Source organism: Pseudomonas sp. PSE1(2024), assembly GCF_050990555.1.
Classification (GTDB): Bacteria; Pseudomonadota; Gammaproteobacteria; order Pseudomonadales; family Pseudomonadaceae; genus Aquipseudomonas; species Aquipseudomonas aphyarum.
The window spans coordinates 5,721,104-5,734,589 of the sequence record NZ_CP158967.1 but is presented as its reverse complement, the minus strand read 5'-3'; the positions used below and the strand labels follow the sequence as shown (position 1 = coordinate 5,734,589).

Here is a 13,486-nt window from a genome sequence, read left to right as displayed (position 1 = left end):
GGTTCACACGAGGTTTTTCCATGCACGATCCCCACAGCGAACGCATGAGTGGCAGCGAGACCCGCGCGGCGAGCGGTCTGGCCCTGGTGTTCGCCTTCCGTATGCTTGGCATGTTCATGGTGTTGCCGGTACTGGCGACCTACGGCATGGATCTGGCGGGAGCGACCCCGGCCCTGATCGGGCTGGCGATCGGCGCTTACGGCCTGACCCAGGCGATTTTCCAGATTCCGTTCGGGATCATTTCCGACCGCATCGGCCGGCGTCCGGTGATTTACCTTGGGCTGATCGTCTTCGCCCTCGGCAGCGTGCTGGCAGCCCAGGCCGATTCGATCTGGGGCGTGATTGCCGGACGGATCCTGCAGGGTGCCGGCGCTATTTCCGCAGCGGTCATGGCCTTGCTCTCTGACCTGACTCGCGAACAGCACCGCACCAAGGCCATGGCCATGATCGGCATGACCATCGGCCTGTCGTTCGCCGTGGCCATGGTGGTCGGCCCGCTGCTGACCCGTGCGTTCGGTCTGTCTGGCCTGTTCCTCGCCACCGGTGGCATGGCGCTGGTGGGGGTCGTGATCGTGATGTTCATGGTGCCGAAATCCACCGGGCCGCTGAGCCACCGCGAGTCCGGCGTGGCGCGCCAGGCGTTGATGCCGACGCTCAAGCATCCGGACCTGCTGCGGCTGGACCTCGGCATTTTTGTGTTACATGCGATGTTGATGTCGAGCTTCGTCGCACTGCCCCTGGCGCTGGTCGAAAAAGCCGGTTTGCCCAAGGAACAGCATTGGTGGGTCTACCTCACCGCGCTGCTGATTTCTTTCTTCGCCATGATCCCGTTCATTATCTACGGCGAGAAGAAACGCAAAATGAAACGAGTTTTGCTCGGCGCCGTGATGACGCTGATGCTCACTGAGCTATTCTTCTGGCAGTTCGGTGACAGCCTGCGGGCTCTGGTGATCGGGACGGTGGTGTTCTTCACCGCGTTCAATCTGCTGGAAGCATCGCTGCCGTCGCTGATCAGCAAGGTTTCACCGGCAGGTGGCAAGGGCACGGCCATGGGCGTGTACTCCACCAGTCAGTTCCTCGGTTCGGCACTCGGCGGGATTCTCGGCGGCTGGATGTTCCAGCATGGCGGTCTGTCGGTTGTGTTCCTCGGATGTGCCGGGCTGGCTGCACTTTGGCTGGCCTTTGCTGTTACCATGCGCGAACCTCCCTACGTGACGAGCCTGCGCCTGCCGTTGTCGCCCGAAGCGATCCGCGAAGCGGGTCTGGTCGAGCGTCTCAAGGCCCTCGTAGGGGTAACTGATGCGGTGATAGTCGCTGATGAAGCGGCGATCTACATCAAACTGGACACCGAATTAATGGATCGCACCACTCTCGAACGCCTGGTGAACAACCCGGCGCAGACTGCGTGCGAAGCCTAGGAGAACGTTATGGCCCGTGGGGTTAACAAAGTCATTCTGGTCGGTACTTGCGGCCAGGATCCCGAAGTACGCTACCTGCCCAACGGTAACGCCGTGACCAACCTGAGTCTGGCGACCAGCGAGCAGTGGACCGATAAGCAGACCGGTCAGAAGGTCGAGAAGACCGAGTGGCACCGCGTATCGATGTTCGGCAAGGTTGCCGAAATCGCCGGCGAATACCTGCGCAAGGGTTCGCAAGTTTACATCGAAGGCAAGCTGCAGACCCGTGAATGGGAAAAAGACGGTATCAAGCGTTACACCACCGAGATCGTGGTCGACATGCAAGGCACCATGCAACTGCTCGGCGGCCGTCCACAACAGGGCGACCAACAAGGCGGTGGCAACAACTATCAGCAGCAGGCGCCACGCCAACAGGCTCCGCGTCCGCAGCAGTCGGCACCTCAGCAGCGTTCGGCCCCGGCTCCACAGCCGGCCGCACCGCAACCGGCTCCGGATTTCGACAGCTTCGATGACGATATTCCGTTCTGATTCGCTGCTGTATCCGCGCTAAATAAAAAAGGCCCGTCGCTTAACACGACGGGCCTTTTTCATGCGCGCAGGTTTTTTCAGTCAAGAATCAGATGCGGCAGAAACCGGCTCGAATCCTTGGTAATCAGACTATTGTCTTCCCGCACACCAATCCCCGCCGCCTGATCACCGATTACCCACGAACCGATCAACGTGTAGCTGTCGTCGAACTTCGGCAAAGGGGCAAACTCCTGCAGGATGAAGGGCGCATCGGTGTAGGGCCCATCCTCTTTGACGATCAGACCTTCGGCGGTCTGCAATTCGATGTTGGCGCCTTCCCGGGAGAAGTACGGTTTGCGTACCCAACCCTTGGGCACCGCGCTGCCCGGGTTCGGGTCGAGGTGCGCGGCGAGCATATTCGGGTGGCCCTTGTGAAACTCCCATAGCAGGGGCAGGGCGCCCTTGTTGGAGAGAATGGATTTCCACGCCGGTTCGAAAAACTGCGTGTCGCACTCGGCAATCGCCGCGCCGAACGGCTCGTGGAAGATGAACTCCCAGGCGTGCAGTTTGAACAGGTGCGGGATCCAGCGATCCTCGAGATCCACGAAACGACCCTCAGCGCTCAGGCCGATGTCTTCGATGTCGATGTGCCGCGATTCGATGCCGACCTTCTCTGCGATCAACCGCAGGTAATCCGTGGTGCCCTTGTCTTCCACCGAGTCTTTCATCGAGGCGAAGTAAAACGGCCGCGTGAGTTTCAGTTGGGCAAAGGCTTCGTGCAGCCGGGTGTCGATGCTGTTGAACTGGTCGGCATGGCGCGGCAGCAGCCCGCGCTCGATGCACTGCTCCAGCCAGCCCCACTGGAACGCCGCCGCTTCATAAAGGCTGGTGGGCGTGTCGTAGTTGAGTTCGAGCAGTTTCGCCGGGCCGTTGCCGCTGTAGGAGAAATCCATACGCCCGTACAGATGCGGATGACCTTCCAGCCAGGACGTTCGGATCATGTCGTAGTACGGCGACGGGATGCTCAGGCGATCCAGCAGTTCTTCGCTGTGCACGACGCGGTCGACCAGGTCCATGCACATCTCATGCAGCTCGGTGGTCGGATCTTCCAGGTCGTTTTCGATCTGCGCGAGCGTGAACTGGTAGTAGGCGCGCTCGTCCCAGTACGGCTCGTCGTCGATGGTGTGAAACAGAAAACCGAGGCTTTCGGCGGTCTGTTTCCAGTCGTGGCGCTCGGCGCAGTGGATCTTCTTCATGGTCAGCTGCTCGAACGGCCCCAGCCGCCCCAACCGCTGCGTGCGCTGGACTGGCTGCCGAAACCGCCACGGGAGGTGGAGGAGGCGACGTTGACCGGTTTGCGGTAATCGCTGTCGTAGTCCCGCTGACTGCGGCTTGGTGCCGACTCGATCCGACGGTTCAGCGTCGAGGTGTCGTAGGTCTGGCGGGTATTGCGCTCGCGATAAACCGGCCGCGAGTCGCTCGCGCGGTTGTTGCTCATGGCATTGCCGATCAGCCATCCGGTGAGCCAGCCGTTGCCTGCACCGCTGGACGAGTGCGAAGTGCTGGTCTGATTGCTCTGTACGGCAGCCGCATCGCCGGCAGGCATCTGCGCATTGGCGATCGCATCGAGGTTCTGCGCCGGCTCACCGTCCTGCGGCACCTTGAAGCCACCGAGTTTCGGCACGAAACGGCCGGCGGAATTTTTCTGACACCAGTCAGCGGCAAAGTCCGCGTCGCAGGCAGCCTTGTCGTCGTAGGCCGGGGAGATCCGCCGGTGTTCGGCCAGGGCCGCGACGTACGCGTTCGAGCAGACATCCGGTGCCAGTTCGGCGTCGACGCATTGTTCGACGCTCTGGAAGTTGCGTTGCTGTTCCTGGGCGGCCACTTCACCGGAAATCGCCAGGGCCACCGAAGCGGCCAGCGACAGTTGAACGTACTTGCTTCGTTTCATCTCAGGCTTCCTGCCGATCAGTAGGACGGGGTCATGCACGCGGCGTTCAGCATGCCGACGCTGATCGCCACCGCCGCCACATAGATGCCCGCAGCGATTTCACCGTTGGCGATGCGCTGGGACGTGCCCTTGAGCACCAGCCCGGTGGCCAGGAAGGCCAACAATTGCACCACCGCTGCGATCACCGCCCAGAGGACGAAGTCGAGGACGTTGATCGAATGGGCGATCACGTTGCTCGCCGGAATCGCGAAACCGATGATTGCGCCGGACAGGGCAATGGCGGCGGCGACGTTGCCGGAACGGATCAGCTCGAATTCCTTGTGCGGCGTGACGCGGGTGTAGACGAACTGAAACAGCATGAACAGCAGCACGGCGCCGATCAGGTAGGCAACGAAACCGACCAGCGCGGCTTTGTTCAGGGAAATGGACAACGCTTCCAGCATGGAAAACTTCCTTTTAGATGGTGCTCAAATCGGTGGTGTACAGCGAGATGCCCAGCGAGGTGCTCAGGCTGACAGTGCCTTCTTCGTCCTGTTCGACGGAGAACAGCAAGAGTTCGCGGCGATCGGTCAGGCCGGTCTCGCGGGCGTAGAGCATCGAGTGATGGTTGATGGTGTAGGACTCGTCCGGGTTGATCACCTGTTCGGTGAGCGGCACCAGTTCGGTCTGGCCGCGTTCGGTGCCCCATTCACGGGTGTATTCGACACCTTCATGGCGATAGGTCGGCAGGCCGATCTGACTGTTCGGACCGGCCAGACGCTGCAGTTCGGCGTCACTGTTGACCGTCACATAGCTGACGTAATTGAACAGCGTCACCGACTCGATCTGGTCGTCGCCCGTGACATGGATCTGTACCCAGAACTCTTCGTCGTTCAGATAGTAGCGATGCAGTTTGTTCGACTGACCGAGGTCGATCCAGCCGGCGCTCCAGATGGCCTGGGCGTCGGGAACCCGCACTGAAGTGCTGCCGTCGAGCAACAGGCCGAGGGTCGTGTCGAAGCGGATCGCCTTGCCCTGGGCCAGTCCGAGCGGGCCGCCGGCAGACCCGGACGCCGGCGCGGCCGACTGCCAGTTGCTGGTGCCGAGCAAATCTTTGAACCATCCCATGGGTACATTCCTTGAAGCGGGTGGAGATATTCGTTGGCAAAACGCCGCTAGTGTACCGGCCTCGTGACAAACGAGCAGGCAAAAAAGAAGGGCACCCGGTGCCCTTCTTTTTTCTCGCCGCCGTTACTGGGCGGACTTCTGCTTCAGACGCTCAAGGATAGCGTTGGCGCTGCCTTCGTTCGGCGTGATGCCGGCTTCGCGCAGCTTGCGATCCAGGTCGTTGCCGGTCGACGCATCGGCCAGCTCGTCGGCAGCACTCAGCTCGGCAGCGCGTTGCTGCTGCTTGGCTTGCAGACGGTTCAGAGTGCCGACAGCGGTTTCCAGCTTGCCGTTGGCGCCGCCGCTGGCGATCGAGGCGCTGACCTGAGCCTTCTGCACGCTTTCACGGGCCTTGGCCATGTCCACTTGCTGGCGCAGGCTCTTGATCCGTGCTTCGGCCTTGTTGATGTCCTTGCGCATGTTGTCGGCGTAGGTGCCGAACTCGTCGCTCTGCTTCTTCTCGACGCCCAGGTCGTTGGTCAGGGTCGAGATCGCTTCGGCCACTTCCAGCGCCAGGTCTTCACGGCCAGCGTTCAGGGAGGAAACGGCCTTGGCTTCCAGGTCCCTGATCTTGGCTTCGTACTCGCTCACGCGGTCGGCGGAGAGTTTGTGCTTGGCCATGATGGTGACCAGTTCGCGACGGGCGTTGGACAGCGCGCTGTCGGCGTCACGGATTTCCTGATCGAGGATGCGCAGGGCCTGTTGGTCGGCGATCGCTTCGCCGACTTCGTTGGCGCCGCCGCGCAGCGCGGTGAACAACTTGCTCCAGATGGACTGAGTCATTGGATTTTCCCTGTTGATTACTTGAAGAAGTGTTCGAAGGCTTCGCTGGCGCGCTGCACGTTGTCGACCAGGGTTTTCACCTCGGTGACCACGTTGGTCAGGCTCGAGTCGGCACTCAGTGCACCGAACATGTTGTAGACGGTCTGGCCGTTGGGCATGGTCTCGATGCCGATCGACGACAGCGGGAACATTTCCCGGCTGCGCAGTACGGCGTCGTTGAACGCGCGTACGTCGGTGATCGAATCAATGTCCACCAGCACGGTGTCGACGATGATCTGCTGACCGGCGAGGGCGATGTGAATCGGCAGACCGCCGAATTCGTTCATTTCCAGCTTGAGGCTGGGTTCGGAGCTCTGGATCAGAGACAGCGTGATCTCTTGCGAAGCCACCTCGTCCAGCGCCTTGAAAGCGTTGTAGAGGCTATCGATGTTCCAGTTGTTGCCTGCGCTCATGTAATTCTCCGACATGAATGAGCCAGCCAGAATCGGTTGGCGTAGCTGTTGCTCCATTTGCTTGAGCAAGCTTCGGTTTTCCGGAAGCACCCAAGTTTCGTGTTTCACATAACCGGCGGCAGCCAGGCCCGCGCGCATCTGCTTCATATAGAAGCTCGACGGTTTTTTTGCGGACGGTGTCGAGCGCACTCCCTTTGGGCTCTCTGACTTAGTGGCAGGGGAGCGGCTTTTCATGGCGATGACTCCGTTATGAACATCTCACGCGTGAGCAACACTACAACCAATTCAAAGTGCCATCAATGGCTCACGCGTGAGATTTTTATGACACGCGAAAAAACGCCCGCAGCGAGGCGGGCGCAGATTTTTCTGGTTGTATCAGAGCAGGGCTTAGCGGCTGGCAGCGAGGAACTCGTCGGTGGACACCACGCTGGCGTAGGCAAACCCCAGCGCCGACATGAATGCCGCATGCACGTGGGCGGCCGGCACGGTCAGGCCGTTGAATTCCAGGTCACGGCTGGCGCAGGCATCGTGAATCACCGTGACGCTGTAGCCCAGATCTGCCGCCGCACGGGTGATGCCGTCGACGCACATGTGGCTCATGCTGCCGACCACCACCAGCTCCTTGATGCCCTGTTCGTCGAGGATCGATTGCAGCTCGGTTTCGCGGAACGAGTTGACGAAATGCTTGAGCACCACCGGCTCGTCGGCGCGGTTGAGCACTTTCGGATGCAGCTTGGCGCCCTCGGAGCCCGGAGTAAAAAACGGCGCTTCGGGCGAGGTGAATTCGTGGCGGATGTGCACCACCGAATCACCGGCCTCGCGGAACGCCGCGATCAGCCGGGCGGCGTTGTCGGCGGCGGCGTCGGCACCGGCCAGCGGCCACTTGCCTTGGGGGAAGTAGTCGTTCTGGATATCGACTACGATGAGCGCTTGCTTGGCCATGGGTGTGTCCTCGAAGTGAACGTTGGGTGTGGGCTCAGTATTGGCGCCGACCACGTTTTCGAGGATTGGCCGCACCGACAATACACAGGGGAAAACTGACAATGGACGCGAAACCGGCAGTCGTCGAACTGGGTGTGCTGATCTATCCCGGCGCGCAGCTGGCGGCGGTGCATGGGTTGACCGACCTGTTCGCGGTGGCCAACCGGGTCGCTGCCGAGCACCAGAGTGCGCAGTTGCCGCGCTTGCGGGTCAGCCATTGGCAGGTCGAGGGCGATCAATCGCCGGTGCGGGTCCACGACAGCGACCCTGGCGCCGAAGCGGGTCTGGTGGCGGTCGTGATTCCGCCGTCCATTGGCGGTTTTTCGGCAGCCCAGGTGCCCACCGGGCTGATTCACTGGCTGCGCGAGCAACACGCCCGCGGCGCCACCCTCGGCGGGGTGTGCGTTGGTTCTCTGCTGCTGGCCGAAAGCGGTCTGCTCGACGGTCGCAGCGCCACCACGCACTGGACGTCAGCCAAGGCGTTCGCGGAGCGATATCCACACATTAAACTCAAAGCCGACACACCGATTGTCGATGACGGCGACCTGATCACCACGGCCGGTTTGATGGCCTGGTCGGAACTGGGGCTACGGCTGGTCGATCGTCTGCTCGGACCGAGCATCGCCAGCGCGACCGCGCGATTCCTGGTGGTGGAACACAGCGACAGCGCCAGTGCCTGCGGAAGCAATTTCGCCCCGATCCTCAATCATGGCGACGGGGCGATTCTCAAGGTTCAGCACTGGCTGCAAGGCAATGGCGCGACCGATGTCTCACTGACGGCGATGGCCGAACGCGCGGGCCTCGAAGAACGTACTTTCCTGCGCCGTTTCCGCGCGGCGACCGGCCTGAAACCCACCGAATACTGTCAGCACCTGCGGGTCGGCAAGGCCCGGGAAATGCTCGAGTTCACCAACGGCACCATCGACCATATTGCGTGGACGGTGGGCTATCAGGATCCGGGAGCGTTTCGCGCGACTTTCAAGAAAATCACCGGGCTGGCGCCGAGTGATTATCGGTCGCGGTTTGGTAGCATGTCGCCATCATCGGGGCGGTCTTAAGCTGAGTCGACCTCCAGACTTTGGCCCGCGGCAGATTTCGCTTTCAGGCAATGACTAAAAGGATGTTCATGAGCAATACAAAAGGCGGCACCAATGCTCGAGGTTCTGCAGGTGGAGCAGCAAGTACCGGCGGAGCAGTCTATGCAGGTTCTGTCGGGGCGTGGTGCGCGGTGCAGCTTTTGCTTGGAAAGAGTATCTCGCTGCCCTGGAAGTTGAGCGCGGTACACAACATCAAGTCATTGGCTTGCGAGAGCTCGACGCACGTCGATGATCTGGTGCTGCAGTTACTTCCACACGGTACGGTTTACATTCAGATCAAGCATGGTCTGGTGCTCGGGGCAGAGTTCAACAAGGCGCTGGCCCAGTTGGTGCGACAGTTCTGGAGTAGCGGTTTCTCCTGCAAAACTGACAGGCTGGTGATTGCCACCGATATGACCGCTTCGAGTACGGTGCGCGTGGCGGTCAGGAGCCTGTTGCGAAGTTGTCATGACTTGGCAAAAGACACATCGCTTGACGTGTTACTGACCAGCGATGCCAAAAAGGCTGCATTTGACCGGCTCAAGGAGCGATTCGAGGTTGAATCTCTGAGCTTGAAAAAAAGTGCCCGTCAGGTTGAGAAAAAGTTTCGCGATTTCTTGAGCTGCGCTCATGTCACCATTCTGGAGACGATGGACGGGCAGGACGAAAATTATGCGATAGAGCGGCTGCATCAGGTTTTGCTCAAGCCTGAGCAGGCCCGACAGGCGTGGACGACGCTAAATGCGAGTTGCCTCAAAGTCGCGACACTCAGAAGCTCTGTGGATCTGGCAGGGTTGTGGGACATTTTGAGGCGAGAAGGGATCGAGGTTTCTTCACGTCGCTTGAGCCTTGAGGGCTTGCAGGTCCAGCTTCAAGATGTGGTCAAGGCCATGACGCAAGCACGGATCGGTCAGCTGCTGAGCAGTGGGAGGATTGATCCTGAACGCTATGTGACCCGACGGGTGCTGGACGGCTACCTGTTGAAGTTCATCGGTTCACCGAATTCCCTGATGGTACTCAGTGGCGGCTCGGGAAAAGGCAAGACCAGTTGGTGCGCCAATATTGCTGCCACCCCGCAGGGTCGCCCTGTCTTGTTGGTCGCAGCAGAAAGTCTCCATGACAATGATGCTGGCCTCGTTGTCAGTCTTTGTCGTTTGATCAGTGAACACATCGGCGTGGATGAAGGGTACTCACTGAGCTCTTCGGAGATTTCCTACTGGCTGCAGCACACTCCGCTGTTGGTGCTGATCGATGGCCTTGATCGGGCTCCGGCATTCTCTCGTCATTTGAATCAGTGGATGGACCTGACTCTGGCTCAAATGACGAAAACGCAGTTGAAACTGGTCCTGACCGGCCGGCCGGAGACGATAGGGCGACTCCACGCAAATCTGGAGTTCTCCTCACTTGTATTTACGCCGCACTATGGCGCTCCCCTTATTCAGCTCGACGATTTCACAGACGACGAAGCCGGGTTGGCAGCAGCGCGTCTGGGAGATCCATCATTGGCTCGTTATCGACATCCGAGCATGATGTGGTTCAGTGCTCAAATTCAGGCCGAAGCGGGATTTGCACTCAGGCCAGGACAGATCGTCGATCGATTCATCGAACACCGAAAACGTCAGGTGATTTCCGACCACGAAATTCTCAGTGAGCAATTGGCAGAGTTCATTGAATGTGTGTCCAAAGCCCTTGCCCGTTCTGAGCAGGGTTTGTTGGCCTTCAGTGGCTTGTCCGGCATGCCTGGATTCAATCTGGCGGCCTATGAAGCGCTCAGGCGTGGCAACTTCATTATCGAAGCCCAGGGGCAGCTTCGCGTTGAGCCTGACGAAGTGTCCGAACGACTTCACGGCCGGTGCCTGGATGTGGCGCAGACGATTAGTGATCTGCCTTGTCTCAACGCCTTTCCGCTGAAGATGGGGGCATTGCGTTCCGCATTGACCGATCTGGCAGTGAGTGATGCCGATCAGGCAGTCGTGCAGTTACAGCGGCTGATCCAGAGTGTGCAGGAGGGCCCGATGGACATTGCTCGCAGTCTTGCGTGCTCGGTGTTCGAAGCACTGCCTGACTGGACTTCACTGGAGCCATTGGCAGCCACGATGGGACGAAATTGCCAGGAGCGAAATATCTTTCTGATATTTGAACCGAACGAGTCGTTGCTGAAACTGCTGACCTCCGATCGATGGTCGGAGGAGCAGCGCATCAGGCTGCTCTGGGAACTGGCCAAAGGCGAGTCTGGTTACGACTGGCGGGAAAAACACTGGCTGGGACACCGATTGCAACCAGGTTTCAGCGTGACGCCCTGGCGTCAAGCCATGTTGCAGGTACTTGAGGAATCTCAAGGCAACAGCTGGACATTTCTGATTGAACGATTCGGTTTGACCCACGCCTTGCAGGACACCTCTGAATCCGTAATGGGTGATGTGGCAAGGGCGTTGTTTTACCTGTCGGCGAAAAAACGGATGTGGTCGGCCTTGCAAGCGCTGGCAGTGAACGACAGCGAATATACCCGTCAGATGCTGAGACTGTTGGCTCGCGATTTCCCGGATCAGGTGGCCGTCCTGATACAAACGATTCTCGAATCGCGCGTATTTGGTTTGTCGGCGCTCATTTCACTGGCGAGAGGCATGGAAACCGCTGAGGGCGAACCCGTCAGCGCCGTAATCCAAGCCATGCGATTGCTCATTGACCATGAACATAACGCGACACTGCGCGATATCTGCCTGCATGCTCTGGCCCGGGGAGGTGATCAGGAGGCCGCACGGGAACTGATCGAGTCGCCAGGTTTGCATAGCGCCAATGTCAGTGTGTGCCTTGCATTTTTCAAAGAAGATTTCGCATTGCTCGCCCAGCGAATCGTAACCCGCGTTCTTTTGGGCGAAGTCATGGTTGAAGCGCTGGGCGGCTTTGAGGTTTCGACAGCGCATGACAACTTTTTGGATGTCGCTCGATTCATCATCCTGCAGCCCTTGTTGATGCAGGTACTTGAGCAGATGCCACAGGATGCTGCGGTGGTCGCCAGGGTGGTTGAGAGTCTGGTGTATGAAGCCGCTTGCGCATCTTGTGCGTGGCCAGGACTGATTGAACTGGTAAATAAAATTCTGATGTCCGGCGACTCTCGGGCCCGTTCCACAATGGTGTACGCCAGCACCGGAGATGATCGGTGCGGGCCAAGCCAAGAGGGTCAGCAGTTACGGACGCAGATCATCGAAATGCTGATCGAATATGAAACCGATCCAAAGCTGCTGACGCTATTGATCGGTAAATTGTTTTCCAACCGGAGTGATTACGCACAAACGCCGACATGGCTCGCGAAATTGATCGGCAGATATCCTGACTTGCCATACGAGAAGACGGCAGCGACCTGGGGATTCGGCTCCAATGAGCAAAAGTTCAAGCGGTTACTTGGCGAAGCCAGAGCGATAGTGAACACCGCAGCGATTTGATCTGTATCCGGTTGATCCCTGGCCGGGTTGACTACTGAAAGCGCCTGACTACGCTGATAGTGGCCAATTGACCATGTTGTCAACTCCCCAGACGCGATCAAGGACGAAATCATGCCGGTCATGACCTTTGCCAAGGCTTTCAGATCGGCAGCGCTGTTTGCTGCAGGTGCTGCTCTCATGACCGGATGCGCTGTGCCGACTGGAACAGCGCATCTGTATCGTGAAAAGGGTGGAGCGAATTCGAGTAATGGCGAGTCGCGGGAACTGACCAGCATTTACGATACAACGGAGCATGATCCCGCGATAAGGAAGGCTGCCAATGGGTCGCTCGGACAGGATGACGTTTTTGCCATTTATCTGACTGACGGCTATTTCAAATACCTGCGTGATTTTGACGGGGTCAATGAGGTAGTGATCGTGGCCGAGTTCACAGAGGTGAATGCTGGCACCAAGGACGACACTGTGAGCAAAGTCCTTGGCCCCTATCTGGGCGTGGCTGACCAATCGGGGACGCCGTTTCTCAGTAAGCTTCTGTACGGTCCGAAAAAACTCGACTCTGACCATATCAACGTACGTCTGACCATTCTTGAATACGATCAGGGCGAGAATGAAAACTCGGCGGCGTTCCTGGATTTCATCACCTCTGCCAGCCAGACCCTGTCTCTTGAGAATCCGGTTACTGCCGCAGAAATAAAGTTCGCCAAAGAAGTCGCCAAGAGTCTGTTGAGTCTCAACAAGGACGATGTGGTGATGCAGATCGACTTCGATCTGGTGGGAGATACCGGGCAAATTGGTCAGCAAGGCAGCTATATCGCACTGTCACCCGGCAACTATGTATTGATCAATCAGGAGCGCTGTTCTCTGGGCAATTGCTTCGGTTATCTGACCCATGGGGGGACCACCGCCAATCCGGTAACCTGGCTGGGTGATGCGGCGCTGCTGATTCCGGTCGCCTTGCGTCGCGGACTGACGGACACCCCGGACGGCAAGGCCTTGAGCCCGATCGATCTGAGTAAAATCAGACATCTAAATCAAAAAGTGGTCGATACGTCAGCAGGGAGCAATGTATTCACCGACAAGACCTGGCTGAGCTTCACGGTGGTCAAGGGCGGTGATGCCACGCTTTGGGAAAAGCGCCGGCTGTTGGGAACGGCGGAGGAAGCCATCCAGAATCTGAGCAAGAAAGGTGCTCTGAGCGGACTCAGAACGTCGGATTATCAATTGGCCGAAGATGCGTTGAACGCTGCGAGGGCGAAGGATTTGCAAAGTCAGCAGGTCCTGTCGTTTGTCTCTCCGGTGAATGAAAGGGGCGAATTTGCTCCCAGTCTGACAGCCGCCGAATACTGCCTGAATCATCCGGCGACAGTTACTTCAATCAATGCACAGTTTTACCGCAAGAGAGCAGCCGGTGTTCCGCAAGTGCTGGGTGAGTCTGAGATCAAGAAAAATGATGGCAAGTCGACGCCGAACAACACGTGCTTCACCGTAGGTAGCGGAGCCAGAACGGCGGGTGACTATGAGATGGTTGCGGTATTTGGCTCGGGAACTTCCAACCGGATTCAGACCATTGGCTATTCCATCGAAGACCCAGCGGTCGTCAAAGCGGCGGCTGCAGCCAAAGCGGCGGCGAAAGCAGCGCCTTGAGCCATCGTGCAATATGCCGCCCAATAGAAGCCTGTCGTGCAAAACGCGACGGGCGTGATGCCATCACCTATCCCTTAATCTGCTG

12 protein-coding genes are annotated in these 13,486 nt (G+C 58.7%); 5 read left to right on the top strand and 7 right to left on the bottom strand.

Annotated elements, in window-relative coordinates; all coding sequences use genetic code 11:
* Positions 1–20 precede the first annotated feature (20 nt).
* Both ABTV87_RS26095 and ABTV87_RS26090 read left to right on the top strand, forming a co-directional pair.
* The gene (locus tag ABTV87_RS26095; protein ID WP_085747594.1) at positions 21–1,418 is read left to right on the top strand and encodes an MFS transporter; all 1,398 of its coding nucleotides are present in this window, start codon (positions 21–23) and stop codon (positions 1,416–1,418) included.
* Positions 1,419–1,427: 9 nt separating this feature from the next.
* The gene (locus ABTV87_RS26090; protein ID WP_433898590.1) at positions 1,428–1,946 is read left to right on the top strand and encodes a single-stranded DNA-binding protein; all 519 of its coding nucleotides are present in this window, start codon (positions 1,428–1,430) and stop codon (positions 1,944–1,946) included.
* Positions 1,947–2,023: 77 nt separating this feature from the next.
* Here ABTV87_RS26090 and ABTV87_RS26085 read toward each other — a convergent pair whose 3' ends face one another.
* From ABTV87_RS26085 to ABTV87_RS26055, 7 genes are all read right to left on the bottom strand, one after another.
* Positions 2,024–3,181, bottom strand: coding sequence for a glutathionylspermidine synthase family protein (locus ABTV87_RS26085; RefSeq protein ID WP_433898589.1), 1,158 nt, complete (start codon positions 3,179–3,181; stop codon positions 2,024–2,026).
* Between the two features lie 2 nt (positions 3,182–3,183).
* Positions 3,184–3,876, bottom strand: coding sequence for a DUF1190 domain-containing protein (locus ABTV87_RS26080; protein ID WP_085609134.1), 693 nt, complete (start codon positions 3,874–3,876; stop codon positions 3,184–3,186).
* 17 nt (positions 3,877–3,893) lie between these two features.
* Complete coding sequence (locus ABTV87_RS26075) at positions 3,894–4,319, bottom strand: DUF350 domain-containing protein (protein WP_007955627.1); 426 nt, start codon at positions 4,317–4,319, stop codon at positions 3,894–3,896.
* 13 nt (positions 4,320–4,332) lie between these two features.
* Complete coding sequence (locus tag ABTV87_RS26070; protein WP_085609133.1) at positions 4,333–4,983, bottom strand: DUF2491 family protein; 651 nt, start codon at positions 4,981–4,983, stop codon at positions 4,333–4,335.
* A gap of 123 nt (positions 4,984–5,106) precedes the next feature.
* Positions 5,107–5,805, bottom strand: a complete 699-nt coding sequence (locus tag ABTV87_RS26065) for a PspA/IM30 family protein (RefSeq protein ID WP_433898588.1) — start codon at positions 5,803–5,805, stop codon at positions 5,107–5,109.
* Between the two features lie 17 nt (positions 5,806–5,822).
* Positions 5,823–6,491: a YjfI family protein gene (locus ABTV87_RS26060; protein WP_007955624.1), complete on the bottom strand. Its 669-nt coding sequence runs from the start codon at positions 6,489–6,491 to the stop codon at positions 5,823–5,825.
* Positions 6,492–6,644: 153 nt separating this feature from the next.
* A complete protein-coding gene (locus tag ABTV87_RS26055) occupies positions 6,645–7,199 on the bottom strand; it encodes a cysteine hydrolase family protein (protein ID WP_085609130.1) in 555 nt (184 codons plus the stop codon).
* A 101-nt stretch (positions 7,200–7,300) separates the two neighbouring features.
* Between ABTV87_RS26055 and ABTV87_RS26050 the strand changes: the two genes are divergently transcribed.
* The 3 genes from ABTV87_RS26050 (at position 7,301) to ABTV87_RS26040 (ending at position 13,401) form a co-directional block, all read left to right on the top strand.
* The gene (locus tag ABTV87_RS26050) at positions 7,301–8,296 is read left to right on the top strand and encodes a GlxA family transcriptional regulator (protein WP_433898587.1); all 996 of its coding nucleotides are present in this window, start codon (positions 7,301–7,303) and stop codon (positions 8,294–8,296) included.
* Between the two features lie 68 nt (positions 8,297–8,364).
* The gene (locus tag ABTV87_RS26045) at positions 8,365–11,757 is read left to right on the top strand and encodes a hypothetical protein (RefSeq protein ID WP_433898586.1); all 3,393 of its coding nucleotides are present in this window, start codon (positions 8,365–8,367) and stop codon (positions 11,755–11,757) included.
* A gap of 111 nt (positions 11,758–11,868) precedes the next feature.
* Entirely contained in the window at positions 11,869–13,401 is a 1,533-nt protein-coding gene (locus tag ABTV87_RS26040; RefSeq protein ID WP_085609127.1) for a hypothetical protein, read from the top strand.
* Positions 13,402–13,486: the final 85 nt, after the last annotated feature.